This is a genomic window from Streptomyces sp. NPDC002018, assembly GCF_042890865.1.
Lineage (GTDB): Bacteria > Actinomycetota > Actinomycetes > Streptomycetales > Streptomycetaceae > Streptomyces.
Window position 1 is genome coordinate 684,731 of the sequence record NZ_JBIASO010000001.1, and the last position, 15,689, is coordinate 700,419.

The following is a 15,689-nucleotide window of genomic DNA, read 5'->3' on the forward strand; positions in this document are numbered from 1 at the left end:
CGGCGTGGGGGCACGCGGGGGCGGCGGTGCGCCGGAGTGCGCGGAGCGGGCGGTCCGCGGGCGTACGGCGCCCACCCACGGCGCTCACGCGGGGGGTACGGCGCCATGGCGCCCGCCGGTCACGGGACGACTGTCACCGGCCAGCGGCCCGCCTTGACCAGCCGTACCGCCACCGAGCCGATGAACCGGTGTCCCGCCGACTCGGAGGCGCCCACCACCACGGCGTCGGCCTTGAGCTCGTCGGCCGCGGTGACCAGGCCGTTGTACGGGTCCCCGTGGAACGTGTGGAACTCCCAGCGGAGCTCCCAGACATCCTTGACCCGGTCCATCGCCTCGCGGATCTCCTCCACCAGCCCCTCGGCGATCTCCCCGGTCGTGTCCGCGACCGGGGCGCCGAGGGCGGCGCCCGCCGCGAGGACCGGCTGCACATAGACGATGGCGAGCAGCGCGTTCTGCCGCCTGGCGAGGCCGCCGGCGTACGCGGTCGCGCGGAACGAGGACTGCGATCCGTCCACGCCGACGACGATCACCTTCGGCCCGTCGGTACCGCGTTCGAATCTGGTTGGCTGCTGGGTCACGGCACGCAGGCTATCCGTTCCCGGTGGACGGTCCACGAGCGGTGTCCCCGGAAGGGCTGATCATGAGGAGAGGGCCTGGGCGGCCGGTTGACGGCGATTGCCGTCCGCCCGGCCATCCGTGAGAGACTTCCGCTCCCGTCGGCGCGCGGGGCCCGGGACCGGAGCGGTGCTCATCCCATCGGGTGCTTTCCCCCGGCTTAGGGGTGTTGCTGAGCAACGGGAAGCATCCGCCGTGCGAGCCATTGGTCATGAAAAAGGATCAGATGATTCCGGGGCGTCGTGCCGTCCTGCGGGTCGCCGCGTGCCTCGGTGCGGCTCTCGCCGCCCGGATGATCACCGCGGGACAGGCCCAGACGCCCGGTCCCCCCGTGGTCCCGGCCCCACCGGCGGGCTCCAAGGACGCGGTGGAGGCAGCGGGAGCGAGGGCGAGCGCCCCCCTCAAGCCCTCCGCGTACCGGCTGGAGCCCATGATCGAGAGCGCTCCGCTGGGCCGCAGGGCCTTGCCCCCGGTGCGCAAGAAACCCCTCCTGGCCCTGCCCGAGCTGGGCCGGAGCATGGTGCTCACCTTCGACGACGGGCCCGACCCCCGCTATACGCCGGGCATCCTGCGTACGCTCCGGACCTATGACGTACGGGCGATGTTCTTCGTCTGCGGCGGGATGGTCGAGGAGTACCCCGATCTGCTGCGGGAGATCGCGGACGACGGACATGTGGTGTGCAACCACACCTGGAGCCATCCGCTGGTGCCGACCCTCCGTCCGTCCAGCATCCGCAAGGAGATGGGGCGGACCAGTGAGCTGATCGAGGAGGTCGTCGGCACCCCGCCGCTCTGGTACCGGGCGCCCTACGGCGCCTGGAACAAGCACTCCTTCGAGATCGGTGCCGAGCTGGGCATGGAGCCGCTCGCCTGGACCATCGACACCCTCGACTGGAACGTGCCCGGCACCAGCAAGATCGTCGACGCGGTGGTGGACGGCGCGGGGCCGGGGGTCGTGGTCCTGTCGCACGACGCGGGCGGCAACCGCTCGCAGAGTGTGGCGGCGCTGCGCCTCTATCTGCCCCGGCTGCTGAAGGACGGCTACCGCATCGCGGTGCCGCACCGATGAGCCGGCCCGACCGATGAGAAGACCGCACCGATGAGAAGACCGCACCGATGATGTCCGCACCGAAAGGGGCCGGCCGGCCCGGGTGAGCCGGCCGGCCTCAGTCTTTCCCGTCCCCGTGAGCCCTGCCCCGGGCCGCCGCCTCCAGCACCGGCCGCCCCGTACCGGCCGCCCAGCCCCGGCCCGCACGGCACCGGCACCCCGTACGGGCCGCCGCGCACCGCGTGCGGCCCCGGGAGCGGTATGCGTCCCGGGGCTGCTTCCCTCCGCGGGTCCGGCGCGGTCGCACCGCGGGTCCGAGGCCCGTCAGCGGGCCTCGATCAGACGGGCGAAGACGACGACGTTGCCGTCGTACCCGCCGGCCTTCGAGTAGCCGCCGCCACAGGTGATGACCCGCAACTCGGCATGGCCGGTGTCCCCGTAGACCCGGGCCCCGGGGAAGTCGTTCTTGGCGAAGACCTCGACACCGTAGATCTCGAACACCGCGGTCCGGTCGTCGAACCGGCTCACCTCGATGTGCTGGCCCTTCTCCAGCGAGCCCAGCGCGAAGAAGACGGCGGGCCCGGCCTGGTTGTCCACATGCCCGACCACCACCGAGGTGCCCCGCTGGCCCGGCGCCACACCGTTCTGGTACCAGCCGGCCAGATTGGGGTCCCGTGGCGGCGGTGCCTCGATCCAGCCCTCCGCGTCGAGGCCGACGTCCACGACCGGGGTGTCGACCTTGATGGCCGGGATCCGCACCCGTGACATCGGGGCGTACGGCATCGGCTTCACGATCGGGATCGTGTGCGTGGCCGCCGCCGCCGGGTCCGGCCGGCCCAGCGCCGCCGCCGACGCGGGCTGCGGCGGGCCCAGCGATACGTCCACCCCATTCCGTATCAGGGCGATGCCGGTGAGCATGACGAGAGCCAGAACTCCCCAGGGCGAGCGCATTCTCGACTCCGGGGCGTCATGGTTCCTGCCCATAGTTCTCCCTTCGTGGACGTCTGCTGGCACGGTAAGCGCGGTCCGCCGGACCCGCGATCAGAGACGGGCGAACGGGTGGCGGCGTCCTCCGCGCTGACCCATCCGAGTAATCGGCATATAAAAACTTCTGACGGGCGGTGACCTGCGTCTCCGTCGGGGCGGGCGGCCCTCACGCGGCGTGTCGGCTCACCGGGGTGGACCAGTGCCGAAGTGCGACGGTGGGGTCGCGCGGTGATGGTTCGTCATGGAAGGCGTACTCGTCGAATCTCCCGGAGCACCGCTTTGGGGCGTCTTCCGCTGGAGGTTCAACGATGCGTGCTTCACGCGCTCTCGCGGTGTCCGCGGCCGCCTGCGCGGCCGTGGCGCTCTCCGCCCCACTCGCCGCCGCCACGGACGGTCCGAGGAATGTCACCGTCAACCCGTTCTCGGTCCACCAGGGCGGCCGGATCGAGATCACCGTCCAGGGCTGCGGCCATGGCGGGACGGTCACGTCCAACGCCTTCCGGCGAGTCGATCTCTCGGTCAATCCGGCGGGGACGTCCAGGGCCACCGCGCGGATCTTCGACGACGCCACGCCCGGCCGCTACAACCTCGCCGTCAAGTGCAGCGACAACAACCGGGTCGAGACCCACCAGTTCGAGGTGCTCCAGGGGCGGGGCGCGCTGGGCGGGCTCGGCGGCTCCATCGGCCCCAGCTCCACGGAGATGGCGGTCGGCGGCGGGCTGGTCGCCTCGGCGGCCGTCGGTGGTTCCCTGTTCTTCGCGCGCCGCCGTCGGCTGACCGGTGCGGGAGTCTGACCGGCCGTACCGCCCGGCCGCCCCGGCGGCCGGACAGCCCCGCATGCCCCCGGACAGCCCCGCATGCCCCCGGACAGCCCCGCATGCCCCCGGACAGCCCCGCATGCCCGTTGCCCCGAGTCCAGGCGGAGGACTCGGGGCGAGGGGCGTTCCGGGGAGGGGTGCCGGGGGTGGCGAGCGTGCCGGGTGGCGGGGCGTACGGACCGGGCGGGCCGGCCGGGGGCGGCCCCGCGGCCGCTCAGTGGCCACGGTTCACCGCTCGTCGGCGTATGGCGTAGACGGTGCCGGTGGCGCCCGCCACCACCAGTGCGGTACCGGTGACGATCTCCGCGGTGTTCATTCCGCCGATGCTGCCGCCGAGGCCGCCCCTGACACCGCCCGGCGAGCTGGTGCTGACCGGGTCCGTGACCGTGCCGGTGGTCGTGCCGTTGGTGGTGCGGGCCGGGCTGGGGGCGGAGCCCGAGATGGCGAGGGTGGTCTTCGCCGAGACCCCGTTGCAGGTGAAGGTCACCTCGTACCGGGCGCCGGCCTTGGCGTCCCAGTCGACGGTGGCGGTCGCGGACCTGCCGGACGGGATGGTGACCGTGTCGAAGACCCCGGACGAGGCGGTGGCGGGGGTGCTGCACCGGGTGACGGTCAGGTTGACCTTGCCGCCGGGGTTGATCGTGGAAGGGGTGACGGTGAATCCGAACGGCGTGACACTTCCGTCGACCGCGGCCACGGCGGTGGGGGCGGTCAGGGCGAGTGCGGCCACTCCCAGCAGAGCGGCGGACGCGGCACGTATCGCGCGCATGGTGAATCCTCCGGGTCCCCGAGGAGCAGCAGCGGAACCGTTTCCGCAAATATCAGGGAATGCACCTCGATGCGAGAAACGGTAGGAGCCCGTTATCACACCCGCGATCGCTGGCGGGCGAATGGGGCATGGATGTCCCCCGGTCGGCGGACATCCATGCCCCGGTCGGTGCCGTGCCGCGCCCTCAGGAGCCGAGCTGCGGGAACAGATCGCGGAAGGGAGCGGTGGTCGCGGCGATCCCCCGGCCGTACGGGGCGTCGAAGTCCCAGATGAGGAAGAGCAGGAAGGCGATCAGGGCGCTGAAGAGCCCCGCCAGCAGCAGTTCGCGGAAGGTACGGCGGATCTGGAGGACGAAGATCAGCCCCACCGTGACCACGGCGCCGGTGATGAGGCCGAACCAGACGACGCCGGGCATCGTGGCTCCCGCGTTCTGTCCCCGGGCGCCTCTCGCGTCGTCCGCGGTGGCCACCTCGTCCACCAGGGGCTGGTAGGCCTGGCCCTCCAGATCGGTGCGCGGCGCGTACTGGGTGACATCACGCCGGATCCGGTCGAAGAGCTGGGTGCCCCGCGTGCTCAGCGCCTCGTGCTCGGACATGTGCGGCCACTCGGTGCGGACGACGTACGAGACATACGCGTCGACGTCGCCGCGGATCCGGTCCCTGACCTCGGCGGGGTAGACCTGGACCCGCTGCTGGATCTCGTGCAGCGCCTGGGCCTCCTGCCGTACGGACTCCTGGGCCGCGCTGCGGCCCTCCCAGACGCCGGCGATCGCGAGACCCAGGACGATCGCGTAGATCACGCCGATCATCATCGTCATGTACTCCATGACATCGGGTGTCCCGCTGGGATCGTCGTCATCGGGGATACGGCGGTTGTTGATCACGACAATGGTGAGGACGACCGCGCAGGCGGCGGCCATCGCGATGCTCAGAACGAGCCATTCCGACATGGATCCTCCGTGGATCAGCGGGAGCGGGGACGCAGGACGGCGACGGCGAGTACGGCCGGAGCCGTGACCAGGAGCATCAGCGAGACGATCGAGGGTCCGCCGCGCGGCTGTTCACGGGTCGCCTTGCGGTACGCCGGCAGGGCCACCCGGGACGGCTTCGGGCTCGCGGACGGCGTCGGTGCCGGCTTCGGTGCCGGCTTCGGCGGCGGCGAGGGCCGTGGCGGGCTGGGGGCCGGGGCGGGCGGCTCCGGCTCAGGCGCGGGCGGCGGCGGGGCAGGGCGCGGCGGCCGGGGAGCCGGCGGCACGGGCGGGGGCGGCGGCTCCGGTGTGACGGTCGGCGGAGGCGGCGGTGGTGGCGGCGTCGGCGGTGGCGGAGGCGTCGGCGGTGGCGGTGGTGGTGGAGGAGGAGGGGGTGGAGGCGGTGGTGGCGGAGGAGGGGGTGGCGGGGGTGTCGGCGGCGGGGGAGGTGTCGGCCAGCAGCTGCCACCGCCCGACACCGACACCACGGAACCGGCTCCGCCGGGCCCGAGCGAGGCATGGGCGCAGCTGTGAGCCGCGGCCGGCACGGGCAGAGCCGACAGCGATATGAGGGCGGCGACCGCGAGCAGCCGTCCGACGAGTGATCCATACACGGCAGGAGCTTGTTCCCCCTCCGGTCATGGCACGCCGCGAGTCGCTCGGATTCCCCCGGATGGGGGCTTTTGGGCCGCCAGAGGTTTGGGAGCCGGAAGTTTTTTCCATTCGCGTTGAACACGGCGGTGGTCCCGGCGCGTACTTAGGGCCATGAAGGGCGCACCCAGGCGCATCAACTGGCTTACGAACAACAGGAGTTGACATGAACACCTGGCGGAACGCCTCGCTCGCGGTGACCGCGGCGGCCGTACTGGCCCTGACGACGGCGTGCGGTCAGGAGCAGGGCACCGACACCAACGGCCAGTCCGTCGGCGCGGCCAAACCGGCCGACGCCGGCTATGGAGCCGACAGCGGCTACGGCAGCGACACGGGCGCCGCGGCGGCGGCCGAGCCGGCCGGTCAGCTCGCCGTGTGGGACAGCAAGGAGCTCGGCAAGGTCGTCACCGACAGCGAGGGGTTCACGCTCTACCGTTTCGACAAGGACACGGCCAACCCGCCCAAGTCGAACTGCGACGGCGACTGTGCGACCGCCTGGCCCGTGGTCGCCGCCGGCGACGCCACCGCCGCGCCGGGCACCGACCCCTCGCTGCTCGGCGAGGTCACCCGGACCGACGGCACCAAGCAACTCACCATCGCCGGCTGGCCGATGTACCGGTTCGCCAAGGACACCAGCCCCGGCGAGGCCAAGGGCCAGGGTGTGGGCGGCACCTGGTTCGCCTCGGCTCCCGACGGCAAGAAGGCCGCCCCGGCGGACTCCGCCTCGGACGAGGTGACCGCCGGTGACCTGCCGGGTCTGTCCGTCCGCAAGGACCCCAAGCTGGGCGACATCGTCGTGGACGCGAACGGAATGACGGTGTACCGGTTCAAGAAGGACACCGCCTGGCCGATGTCGTCGGCCTGCACCGGCGCCTGCCTCGAAAAGTGGCCGGTTGTCGCCCCCGTCGACAAGAATGACACCGAAGGCATCATCAAGAAGGGGTTCGTCACCTTCGACAGGCCCGACGGAATCAAGCAGCAGAGCATCGACTGCTGGCCGATCTACACCTTCAGCGGTGACACAAAGCCGGGCGACACCAATGGTCAGGGCGTTGGCGGTACCTGGTTCGCGGTTTCCCCGAATGCCAAGCTGGTCGGAGCGCCCAAGTAGTCCCCACGCCGCGCCTCCGGCCCGCCGGTCCGCCGTCACACCCCTCCGTGTGACGGCGGACCGGTTGCACGTGCCGCTGGCGTGTGACCAAGAACGGATCGCTAATTTCCGTTTGGGCTCGCTCTCTTGGCGGGCGATCAGTAGCCTCGGCTCGAACAACCGGCCAGGACATGGCCGCGACCGTGGCGACTTGTTGGAGACATCGATGGAGCGTCCCGCCTGGGTCCCGCGAGGCATCGACATATCGGTGCCGAGCGTGTCCCGCGTTTACGACTACTATCTGGGCGGTTCGCACAATTTCGAGGTGGACAGGGAAGCCGCGCGCAAGGCAATGGAGTTCATGCCGGGGCTTCCCAAGATCATGAAGGCGAACCGGGCGTTCATACGCCGCGCCGTCGAATTCTCCCTGGCCGAAGGCGTTACCCAGTTCCTCGACATCGGTTCCGGCATTCCCACCTTCGGTAATGTCCATGAAGTCGCCCAGGCCGCGAACCCCGGCGCCCGGGTGCTCTATGTCGATCACGACCCGGTCGCCGTCGCCCACAGCAGGGCCGTGCTCGACGGAAACGGCGACGCGGACATCGTCAACGGCGATCTGCGCAAGCCCGACGGGATACTCACCAGCCCCGAGGCGCTCCGTCTGCTCGACCTGGACCGGCCGGTGGCGCTGCTGCTCGTCGCCGTCCTGCATTTCCTGGAGGACGAGGACGACCCGTACCGTTCGGTGGCCGAGCTGCGTGACGCGCTCGCGCCGGGGAGTCTGCTCATCCTCACGCACGCCTCGTACGACGGGATCCCGCTCGCCCCCGAGCGGGCCAGGGGCGCGGTCGACGTCTACCGAGAGATCCGCAGTCCGCTGGTGATGCGGACCCGGGAGGAGACCGCCCGCTTCTTCGACGGCTTCGAGATGGTCGAGCCCGGTCTGGTGTCCATGGCCGAGTGGCGTCCCGACTGCCCCGTCGCCCAGGAGGACCCGTACGCCTTCTCGGGCTTCGCCGGTGTGGGACGCACAGCGTGATGGTGCCGTCGCAGCCAACGGGCTCCGCGGCGGACCCGGACGGCCTGGAGGACAGACTGAGGCGGTTCGCGACCATCTGGAGCCGGGCGATCTTCCCGGCCACGGCCACGCCCCTGACCCGCCCCGAGTTCGAGACACATCTGATCCCGCTCGCGAGGGAGTTGCGGGACGCGCTGCACGCGCGCCCGTTCGACACGGCGCCCGCGGGACGCGTCGGCGCCGCTCTGGTGACGGCCCACTGCACCGACCCCGAGGCCCTCTCCGGGACGCTCGGCGTCATCGACTCCTATCTGGTCCTGTACTGCGGTACGGACGATCTGCCGGGTGAGGAGAGCCGGGCACGCTGCGCCCGGCTTCAGCACTCCCTCGCCGCGGGCTTCGCCCAGGCGCTGCGTGAGCGCACCCTCGCCGAGCAGGAGGCCATCGCGCGCTCCGCGCTGGCCGCCCGCAGCCAGGCCGAGGAGGCGCTGCACGCCACCGAGACGCGCTTCCGCGCGGTGTTCGAGGGGGCGGCCCTCGGTATCGGCATCGCCGACCTCGACGGCAATGTGCTGGAGGTCAACGACACCCTCACCGAGATGTTCGGCGGACTCGAACACCATGTCCGCAGCAGGAACGTGAATGACTGGGTCCACCCCGAGGACGTGCCCCATGTCTGGCGGATGTACGGCGAACTGGTACGCGGGGAACGGGAACACTTCCGCACCGAGAAGCCGTTCTACCGCAACGACGGCACCGTCCTCTGGACCAATCTGACGGTCTCGCTGCTCCGGGACGCCGAGGGCGCTCCGCAGTACCAGCTCGCGCTGATGGAGGACACCACCGAGCGGCGGCTGCTCAATCTGCGGCTGCGGTACGAGGCCACCCATGACGCCCTGACCGGACTGCCCAACCGGACCCTGTTCTTCGAGCGGCTGGACAAGACCCTCTCCGCCTCCGGGAGCGCGCGCTTCGGCCTCTGCTACCTCGATCTCGACGGCTTCAAGGCGATCAACGACAGCCTCGGCCACGCGTCGGGGGACCGGCTGCTCGTCGAGGTCGCGGACCGGCTCCAGAGCTGTGCGACCGCGCCCGGCGAGATGGTGGCCCGGCTCGGCGGCGACGAGTTCGTGGCCCTGACGACCGGCCCCGACACCCAGCGCGCGGTGGGCGATCTCGCCTCGCGGATCCTCGGCGTACTGGCCACGCCGATCCTGCTCGACGGCCGGGAGTTCACGGTGCGGGGCAGCATCGGCATCGTGGAGGGCCTCGCCGCCGAGCACAGCCCCGCCGAGGTGCTGCGCAGCGCGGACATCACCATGTACCGCGCCAAGGCGGCGGGCGGCAACCGCTACGAGGTGGCCGATCCGGAGGCCGACGCCCGCGCCATCACCCGGCACGGACTGACCACGGCGCTGCCCGCGGCGCTGGAACGCGGCGAGTTCTTCATCGAGTACCAGCCGCTCGTCCATCTCGACGACGGGTCCGTCCATGGCGCGGAGGCGCTGGTGCGCTGGTCGCATCCGCAGCACGGGGTGCTCGGGCCCGACCGGTTCATCCCGCTCGCTGAGCACACCGGACTGATCGTCCCGCTCGGCCGCTGGGTGCTGGAACAGTCCGTACGGCAGGCCATGTTCTGGCAGCAGACACTGCCCGCCAGGACGCTCGGCGGACCGCTGCGGATCAATGTGAATCTCTCCCCGGCCCAGCTCCACCATCCGGGGCTGGTCTCCGACACGGTGGAGGTGCTGGAGCGGATCGGTCTGCCGCCGGGCTCACTCTGCCTGGAGGTCACCGAGTCGGCGCTGATCGGGGCCGACGAGGATCTGCTCAAGCCGCTGCGCCAGCTCGCCGAGATGGGGGTGGACATCGCGCTCGACGACTTCGGGACCGGGTACTCGAATCTGGCCAATCTGCGGCGGCTGCCGGTGAGCGTGCTCAAACTGGACCGTTCCTTCACCCAGGGGATGCAGCAGCACCCCGCGGACCCGGTCGATCTGAAGATCGTCGAGGGGATCGTGTCGCTGGCGCACAGCCTGGAGCTGGCCGTCACGGTGGAGGGGGTGGAGACCGGGGCCCAGGCCGAGCATCTGCGCCGGCTCGGCTGCGACACCGCCCAGGGCTGGTACTACGCCCGGCCGGGGCCGCCCGAGCAGCTTCACGAGCTGTCGCTCGCGGACGCGGTCTGACCGTTCCCGGGAGCCGCGGTCCCGGGCAGCCCCGGGGCCGCGGCCAGGGTGGCCAGCAGCACCCGACGCAGTTCACGGGCGGCGCGCGGCGGGGCGACATCGCTGCGGTGGGCGAGCGCGATCGTACGGCGCAGGCCCGGCCTGGCCAGGGCGGTGACCCGTAGATCGCGGGCCCGGCCCGCCACCATGCTGGGCACGACCGCCAGCCCGAGACCGGCCCGTACGAACCCGAGCACGGCGTCCATCTCGCCGCCCTCCACGGTGAACGACGGCTCGAACCCGGCGGCCCGGCAGGCGGCCACCGTCAGCTCGCGCAGGTCGTAGCCGTGCCGGAACATCACCAGCGGCTCGCCCTCCAGATCGGCGATCCTGAGCGGGCGGCGCGGGGCGGGAGCGGCGGCCGAGGAGACCACGACCAGATCCTCGTGCAGCAGCTCGACCGTGGTCAGCGCGGGGGACGCGGCGGGCAGGGGCATCACCACCAGCGCCAGATCCAGCGCCCCGCGGGCCAGCTCCCGTACGAGATCGTGCGAGCCGCTCTCCTCGATCAGCAGCTCGATGCCCGGATGCAGATCGTGGAAGGCGCGCAGCACCTCGGGCAGCAGCCCCGTGCACAGGCTCGGCGGCGCCCCCAGCCTGACCCGGCCGCGCCGGAGCTGCACCAGCTCCTGCACCTCGTGCCGGGCGGTCTCGGTGTCGGCGAGGATGCGCCGGGCGAGCGGCAGCAGCGCCTCACCCGCGTCGGTGAGGGCGACATTGCCCCGGGCGCGGCTGAACAGCTCGGCCCCCAGCTCCTTCTCCAGCGCCCTGATCTGCTGGGAGAGGGACGGCTGCGACACATGGACCCGTTCCGCGGCGCGGGTGAAGTGCCTGGTCTCCGCGACGGCCACGAAGTAGTGGAGCTGCTGGAACTGCATGGGAGCCAGGGTAGACCGCACGATAGGCAGGGGCTATGGAGATCAGCCGGACCATGTCTTGGACCACTGCGCGGGGAGCGGCCTAGCGTGCTGTCCATGGCGCTGGCGACGCGGGGGACGGACCAACGGCCGTCCATGACCCGCACCCTCTGGGGATCGACGATCGGGAAGAAGACGGTCATGGCCGTGAGCGGCCTGATCATGCTCGGCTATCTGGTCGCGCACATGCTCGGCAATCTCAAGATCTTCTTCGGAGCACCGGAGTTCAACGGGTACGCGCACTGGCTGCGGACCCTGGGCGAACCGGTTCTGCACTATGAATGGGCCCTCTGGATCGTCCGGGTGGTGCTGGTGGCCGCCGTCGTGCTGCACGCGGTCTGCGCCTACCAGCTCAGCCGCCGCGACCTCGCCGCCCGCCCGGTCCGCTACGCGCACAGGCGGGCGCGCGCCAGTTACGCCACCCGCACCATGCGCTGGGGCGGGATCATCCTCGGTCTGTTCCTCGTCTGGCACCTCCTCGATCTGACCACCGGCACCGCGCACCCCGGGGGATTCCAGCCCGGCCATCCGTACCAGAACGTCGTGGACACCTTCTCCACCTGGTACGGGAACGCCGTCTACATCGTCGCGGTGCTCGCGCTCGGCCTGCACGTCCTGCACGGCTTCTGGAGCGCGGCGCAGACCCTCGGCGTGGGCAGCGCCGCCCGCGAACGCGCCCTGAAGACCACGGCCGGCCTGCTGGCGTTCGCGCTGACCGCGGGCTTCGTCGCCGTACCCGTCGCCGTCATGACCGGAGTGGTGAGCTGAGCATGGACAGAGATGAGCCGGGCAGGGACAGGACCGCCCTCCCCACGGACTACGCCGCGTACACCGTCGGCGAGCCGATCGCCGACACCAGGGCACCGGACGGGCCCGTCGAGGAGCGCTGGAACCGGCGCCGCTTCGAGGCGAGGCTGGTGAACCCCGCCAACCGCCGCAAGCACACCGTGATCGTCGTCGGTACCGGCCTCGCGGGCGGCGCGGCCGGCGCGACCCTCGCCGAACAGGGCTACCACGTCGTCCAGTTCTGCTACCAGGACTCACCCCGCCGCGCCCACTCCATCGCAGCCCAGGGCGGGATCAACGCGGCCAAGAACTACCGCAACGACGGCGACTCCGTGCGGCGGCTCTTCTACGACACCGTCAAGGGCGGTGACTTCCGGGCCCGTGAGTCCAATGTCCACCGGCTCGCCGAGGTCTCGGTCGAGATCATCGACCAGTGTGTCGCCCAGGGCGTGCCCTTCGCCCGCGAGTACGGCGGACTCCTCGACACCCGCTCCTTCGGCGGCGTCCAGGTCTCCCGTACGTTCTACGCGCGCGGCCAGACGGGCCAGCAACTGCTCCTCGGCGCCTACCAGGCGCTCTCCCGGCAGATCGCGGCGGGCGGCGTCGAGATGCGTCCGCGCACCGAGATGCTGGATCTGATCGTCGTCGACGGCCGGGCCCGCGGCATCGTCGCCCGCGATCTGGTCACCGGCGAGATCTCCCCGTACTTCGCCGACGCGGTCGTCCTCGCCTCCGGCGGCTACGGCAATGTCTTCCATCTCTCGACCAACGCCAAGAACAGCAACGCCACCGCGGTCTGGCGGGCCCACCGGCGCGGGGCGCTCTTCGCCAACCCCTGCTTCACCCAGATCCACCCCACCTGCATCCCGCGCTCCGGGGAGCACCAGTCCAAGCTGACGCTGATGAGCGAGTCACTGCGCAACGACGGCCGCATCTGGGTGCCCCTCGCCCGCGGCGACCGGCGTCCGCCCGCCGAGATCCCCGAGGACGAGCGGGACTACTACCTGGAGCGGATCTACCCCTCCTTCGGCAATCTCGTGCCGCGCGACATCGCCTCGCGGGCCGCGAAGAACGTCTGCGACGAGGGGCGCGGGGTCGGACCCGGCGGCCAGGGCGTCTATCTGGACTTCGCCGACGCCATCAGCAGGCTCGGCCGCAAGGCCGTCGAGGAGAGGTACGGCAATCTCTTCGAGATGTACGAGCGGATCACCGCCGAGGACCCCTACGCCGTGCCGATGCGCATCTACCCGGCGATCCACTACACGATGGGCGGGCTCTGGGTCGACTACGACCTCCAGACCACCGTGCCCGGCCTGTTCGCGATCGGCGAGGCCAACTTCTCCGACCACGGCGCCAACCGGCTCGGCGCGTCCGCGCTGATGCAGGGCCTGGCCGACGGCTACTTCGTCCTGCCGTCCACCATCAACGACTATCTCGCCCGCCATCCGCACCAGGACGAGATCGACGACTCCCACCCCCGGGTGGCCGAGGCCCTCGCCGACACCGAGGACCGGCTGCGGCTGCTGCTCGCCGTCGACGGCGACCGTACCCCCGACTCGTTCCACAAGGAGATCGGCGAACTGCTCTGGGACCACTGCGGTATGGCGCGGACCGAGGAGGGCCTGCGCAAGGCGCTCGACCGGATCCCGCAGATCCGCGAGGAGTTCTGGCGGCGGATCAAGGTGCCGGGCACCGGTGAGCAGTTCAACCAGTCGCTGGAGAAGGCCAACCGCGTCGTCGACTATCTGGAACTGGCCGAGCTGATGTGCCTCGACGCGCTGCACCGCACCGAGTCCTGCGGCGGTCACTTCCGCGAGGAGTCGCAGACCGAGGGCGGTGAGGCGGCCCGCCGCGACGACGCGTTCGCGTACGCGGCGGCCTGGGAGTTCCGGGGCACCGGCATCGCGCCCGTCCTGCACAAGGAAGACCTCGTCTTCGAGTACGTCCACCCCACCCAGCGGAGCTACGCATGAGGCTCACCCTGCGCGTCTGGCGCCAGCCGGACGCCGACACCCCCGGTGCCATGGTCACCTACGGCATCGACGGCATCTCCGAGGACATGTCCTTCCTGGAGATGCTCGACACCCTCAACGAGGAGCTGATCCTCAAGGGCGACGAGCCGGTCGCCTTCGACCACGACTGCCGCGAGGGCATCTGCGGCGCGTGCGGCGTGGTCATCAACGGCGACGCCCACGGCCCCGAGCGCACCACCACCTGCCAGCTCCATATGCGGCACTTCGAGGACGGCGACACCATCGATGTCGAGCCGTGGCGGGCCGGGGCCTTCCCGGTGGTCAAGGATCTGGTGGTGGACCGTTCCGCGTTCGACCGGATCATCGGCGCGGGCGGCTACATCACCGCTCCGACCGGCGCCGCTCCCGACGCCCACGCCACCCCGGTTCCCAAGGCCGACGCCGACTTCGCCTTCGAGCACGCCGAGTGCATCGGCTGCGGAGCCTGTGTCGCGGCCTGTCCCAACGGCTCGGCGATGCTCTTCACCTCCGCCAAGGTCAACCATCTCAATGTCCTCCCGCAGGGCGCGCCCGAGCGCGAGACCCGCGTCCTCGACATGGTCGCCACGATGGACGAGGAGGGCTTCGGCGGCTGCACCCTCACCGGTGAGTGCGCCACGGCCTGCCCGAAGGGCATCCCGCTGCCGTCGATCGCCGCGATGAACAAGGAGTGGCTGCGGGCGGCGCGCAAGGTGGCCCGGTAGGACACGCCCCGGGGACGGGCCGCACCCCCCCCCGGAGCAGCGGTCCTCAGGCGTCCGGGCCGTCCGGGCCCCTGAGCCCCAGCAGGGCCGCCAGCCGGCGGTACGAGTCGAGCAGGGCCTCGCCGTCGTAGGTGCTCGTCGTGACCAGGTACTCGTCCGCCGCGCTGCGCGCCAGCAGCTTTCCCAGACCGGCCGCGACCTCCTCCTCCGTGCCGTACAGCTGTCCGCGCCACGCCTCCTCGAACAGGGCGCGCTCGCGCGCGGTCATGGTGGTGGCGAGGACCGTGTCCACGGGTACGAGCGGGGGGAACACACCGCGCGTCCGTGAGTACGCCGTGGACCAGGCCTCCGGGAGCAGCAGCCGGCGGGCCTCCTCGGTGGTGGCCGCGACCGCGACCGTGCCGGAGAGCACCACATACGGCCGCTCGCCCCACGGGGAGGGGCGGAAGTCCCTGCGGTACGCGTCGACCGCGCGCAGCAGGGCGTCCTCGCCCCGTACCGCCGCGATGACCAGCGGCAGCCCGGCCTCGGCCGCGACCCGCGCCCCCTTGCCGGTCGCCAGGACGAACGCGGGCACCCGCAGCCCCTCGGCGGGCCACGCGTGGACCTGGGGGTGCGCGGCCGGCGTCCCGGTGAAGTAGCCGAGCAGCTCGGCGAGCTGCCCGGGGAAGTCCTCCGCGTCCCGTTTGTCCCGGCCCAGTGCCGCGCGTATCCCGTCGGTGAACCCCACGGAACGGCCGAGCCCCATGTCGATCCGGCCCGGGAACAGCGACTCCAGCACCCCGAACTGCTCGGCGACCACCAGCGGCTGATGGTTGGGCAGCATCACTCCGCCGGTGCCGACCCGGACCGTGGAGGTCGCGGCGGCGACGGCCGCCGCGAGCACCGTCGGCGCGGACCCGGCGACCCCCGGCACGCTGTGGTGCTCGGAGACCCAGAACCGGTGGTAGCCGAGCGCCTCGATCCGCCGTGCGAACCGCACGGTGTCACGCAGTGCCCCGGGCCCGTCCTGGCCCTGCCGGGTACGGGAGCGGTCGAGTACGGAGAACGGGATGCCCGCTGCGGTGCTCACACCGGTT

At 71.4% G+C, this 15,689-nt stretch carries 15 protein-coding genes; 8 read left to right on the forward strand and 7 right to left on the reverse strand.

All coding sequences use genetic code 11. The features are described 5' to 3' along the window. Nucleotides 1–119 precede the first annotated feature (119 nt). Nucleotides 120–578 (reverse strand): universal stress protein, encoded by a 459-nt coding sequence (locus ACFYYH_RS02990; RefSeq protein WP_388545007.1) that lies wholly within the window; start codon nucleotides 576–578, stop codon nucleotides 120–122. A 248-nt stretch (nucleotides 579–826) separates the two neighbouring features. On the opposite strand from ACFYYH_RS02990, the gene ACFYYH_RS02995 reads away from it, so the two are divergent. Next, nucleotides 827–1,684, forward strand: coding sequence for a polysaccharide deacetylase family protein (locus ACFYYH_RS02995; protein WP_388545010.1), 858 nt, complete (start codon nucleotides 827–829; stop codon nucleotides 1,682–1,684). A 303-nt stretch (nucleotides 1,685–1,987) separates the two neighbouring features. On the opposite strand, the gene ACFYYH_RS03000 is transcribed toward ACFYYH_RS02995, so the two are convergent. Further along, nucleotides 1,988–2,647: a class F sortase gene (locus tag ACFYYH_RS03000; RefSeq protein ID WP_388545012.1), complete on the reverse strand. Its 660-nt coding sequence runs from the start codon at nucleotides 2,645–2,647 to the stop codon at nucleotides 1,988–1,990. A 311-nt stretch (nucleotides 2,648–2,958) separates the two neighbouring features. On the opposite strand from ACFYYH_RS03000, the gene ACFYYH_RS03005 reads away from it, so the two are divergent. Next, nucleotides 2,959–3,444 carry a hypothetical protein gene (locus ACFYYH_RS03005; protein ID WP_388545015.1) on the forward strand — a complete coding sequence of 162 codons (486 nt, stop codon included), beginning with the start codon at nucleotides 2,959–2,961 and terminating at the stop codon, nucleotides 3,442–3,444. A 238-nt stretch (nucleotides 3,445–3,682) separates the two neighbouring features. Here ACFYYH_RS03005 and ACFYYH_RS03010 read toward each other — a convergent pair whose 3' ends face one another. From ACFYYH_RS03010 to ACFYYH_RS03020, 3 genes are all read right to left on the reverse strand, one after another. Then, the gene (locus tag ACFYYH_RS03010; RefSeq protein WP_388545017.1) at nucleotides 3,683–4,237 is read right to left on the reverse strand and encodes a hypothetical protein; all 555 of its coding nucleotides are present in this window, start codon (nucleotides 4,235–4,237) and stop codon (nucleotides 3,683–3,685) included. Between the two features lie 184 nt (nucleotides 4,238–4,421). Continuing rightward, on the reverse strand, nucleotides 4,422–5,186 hold the full coding sequence (locus ACFYYH_RS03015) for a hypothetical protein (RefSeq protein WP_388545020.1): 765 nt from the start codon (nucleotides 5,184–5,186) through the stop codon (nucleotides 4,422–4,424). A 14-nt stretch (nucleotides 5,187–5,200) separates the two neighbouring features. Next, a complete protein-coding gene (locus ACFYYH_RS03020) occupies nucleotides 5,201–5,332 on the reverse strand; it encodes a hypothetical protein (protein ID WP_388545022.1) in 132 nt (43 codons plus the stop codon). A 689-nt stretch (nucleotides 5,333–6,021) separates the two neighbouring features. On the opposite strand from ACFYYH_RS03020, the gene ACFYYH_RS03025 reads away from it, so the two are divergent. The 3 genes from ACFYYH_RS03025 to ACFYYH_RS03035 all read left to right on the forward strand — a co-directional run bounded on the left by ACFYYH_RS03025 (nucleotide 6,022) and on the right by ACFYYH_RS03035 (nucleotide 10,152). Next, on the forward strand, nucleotides 6,022–6,966 hold the full coding sequence (locus ACFYYH_RS03025) for an SCO0930 family lipoprotein (protein WP_388545025.1): 945 nt from the start codon (nucleotides 6,022–6,024) through the stop codon (nucleotides 6,964–6,966). Between the two features lie 205 nt (nucleotides 6,967–7,171). After that, on the forward strand, nucleotides 7,172–7,984 hold the full coding sequence (locus ACFYYH_RS03030) for an SAM-dependent methyltransferase (RefSeq protein WP_388545331.1): 813 nt from the start codon (nucleotides 7,172–7,174) through the stop codon (nucleotides 7,982–7,984). Continuing rightward, nucleotides 7,981–10,152 carry a putative bifunctional diguanylate cyclase/phosphodiesterase gene (locus tag ACFYYH_RS03035; RefSeq protein ID WP_388545028.1) on the forward strand — a complete coding sequence of 724 codons (2,172 nt, stop codon included), beginning with the start codon at nucleotides 7,981–7,983 and terminating at the stop codon, nucleotides 10,150–10,152. The genes ACFYYH_RS03030 and ACFYYH_RS03035 overlap by 4 nt, the downstream gene beginning before the upstream one ends. On the opposite strand, the gene ACFYYH_RS03040 is transcribed toward ACFYYH_RS03035, so the two are convergent. Continuing rightward, nucleotides 10,122–11,069 carry a LysR family transcriptional regulator gene (locus ACFYYH_RS03040; RefSeq protein ID WP_388545031.1) on the reverse strand — a complete coding sequence of 316 codons (948 nt, stop codon included), beginning with the start codon at nucleotides 11,067–11,069 and terminating at the stop codon, nucleotides 10,122–10,124. The genes ACFYYH_RS03035 and ACFYYH_RS03040 overlap by 31 nt on opposite strands. Before the next feature lie 96 nt (nucleotides 11,070–11,165). On the opposite strand from ACFYYH_RS03040, the gene ACFYYH_RS03045 reads away from it, so the two are divergent. The 3 genes from ACFYYH_RS03045 to ACFYYH_RS03055 are packed head-to-tail and all read left to right on the forward strand — an operon-like array spanning nucleotide 11,166 to nucleotide 14,610. Continuing rightward, nucleotides 11,166–11,876: a succinate dehydrogenase gene (locus ACFYYH_RS03045; RefSeq protein WP_388545033.1), complete on the forward strand. Its 711-nt coding sequence runs from the start codon at nucleotides 11,166–11,168 to the stop codon at nucleotides 11,874–11,876. Between the two features lie 2 nt (nucleotides 11,877–11,878). Next, nucleotides 11,879–13,867: a fumarate reductase/succinate dehydrogenase flavoprotein subunit gene (locus ACFYYH_RS03050; RefSeq protein WP_388545035.1), complete on the forward strand. Its 1,989-nt coding sequence runs from the start codon at nucleotides 11,879–11,881 to the stop codon at nucleotides 13,865–13,867. Further along, a complete protein-coding gene (locus ACFYYH_RS03055) occupies nucleotides 13,864–14,610 on the forward strand; it encodes a succinate dehydrogenase/fumarate reductase iron-sulfur subunit (RefSeq protein ID WP_388545038.1) in 747 nt (248 codons plus the stop codon). The genes ACFYYH_RS03050 and ACFYYH_RS03055 overlap by 4 nt, the downstream gene beginning before the upstream one ends. Before the next feature lie 46 nt (nucleotides 14,611–14,656). On the opposite strand, the gene ACFYYH_RS03060 is transcribed toward ACFYYH_RS03055, so the two are convergent. Beyond that, nucleotides 14,657–15,682, reverse strand: a complete 1,026-nt coding sequence (locus ACFYYH_RS03060) for an MsnO8 family LLM class oxidoreductase (RefSeq protein WP_388545040.1) — start codon at nucleotides 15,680–15,682, stop codon at nucleotides 14,657–14,659. Between the last annotated feature and the right edge of the window lie 7 nt (nucleotides 15,683–15,689).

What these genes read in the sequence shown, in the direction of transcription:
- ACFYYH_RS02995 (WP_388545010.1), top strand. Translation starts at nt 827, where the DNA reads ATGAAAAAGGATCAGATGATTCCGGGGCGTCGTGCCGTCCTGCGGGTC.
- ACFYYH_RS03000 (WP_388545012.1), bottom strand. Translation starts at nt 2,647, where the DNA reads ATGGGCAGGAACCATGACGCCCCGGAGTCGAGAATGCGCTCGCCCTGG.
- ACFYYH_RS03005 (WP_388545015.1), top strand. Translation starts at nt 2,959, where the DNA reads ATGCGTGCTTCACGCGCTCTCGCGGTGTCCGCGGCCGCCTGCGCGGCC.
- ACFYYH_RS03010 (WP_388545017.1), bottom strand. Translation starts at nt 4,237, where the DNA reads ATGCGCGCGATACGTGCCGCGTCCGCCGCTCTGCTGGGAGTGGCCGCA.
- ACFYYH_RS03015 (WP_388545020.1), bottom strand. Translation starts at nt 5,186, where the DNA reads ATGTCGGAATGGCTCGTTCTGAGCATCGCGATGGCCGCCGCCTGCGCG.
- ACFYYH_RS03025 (WP_388545025.1), top strand. Translation starts at nt 6,022, where the DNA reads ATGAACACCTGGCGGAACGCCTCGCTCGCGGTGACCGCGGCGGCCGTA.
- ACFYYH_RS03030 (WP_388545331.1), top strand. Translation starts at nt 7,172, where the DNA reads ATGGAGCGTCCCGCCTGGGTCCCGCGAGGCATCGACATATCGGTGCCG.
- ACFYYH_RS03040 (WP_388545031.1), bottom strand. Translation starts at nt 11,069, where the DNA reads ATGCAGTTCCAGCAGCTCCACTACTTCGTGGCCGTCGCGGAGACCAGG.
- ACFYYH_RS03045 (WP_388545033.1), top strand. Translation starts at nt 11,166, where the DNA reads ATGGCGCTGGCGACGCGGGGGACGGACCAACGGCCGTCCATGACCCGC.
- ACFYYH_RS03050 (WP_388545035.1), top strand. Translation starts at nt 11,879, where the DNA reads ATGGACAGAGATGAGCCGGGCAGGGACAGGACCGCCCTCCCCACGGAC.
- ACFYYH_RS03055 (WP_388545038.1), top strand. Translation starts at nt 13,864, where the DNA reads ATGAGGCTCACCCTGCGCGTCTGGCGCCAGCCGGACGCCGACACCCCC.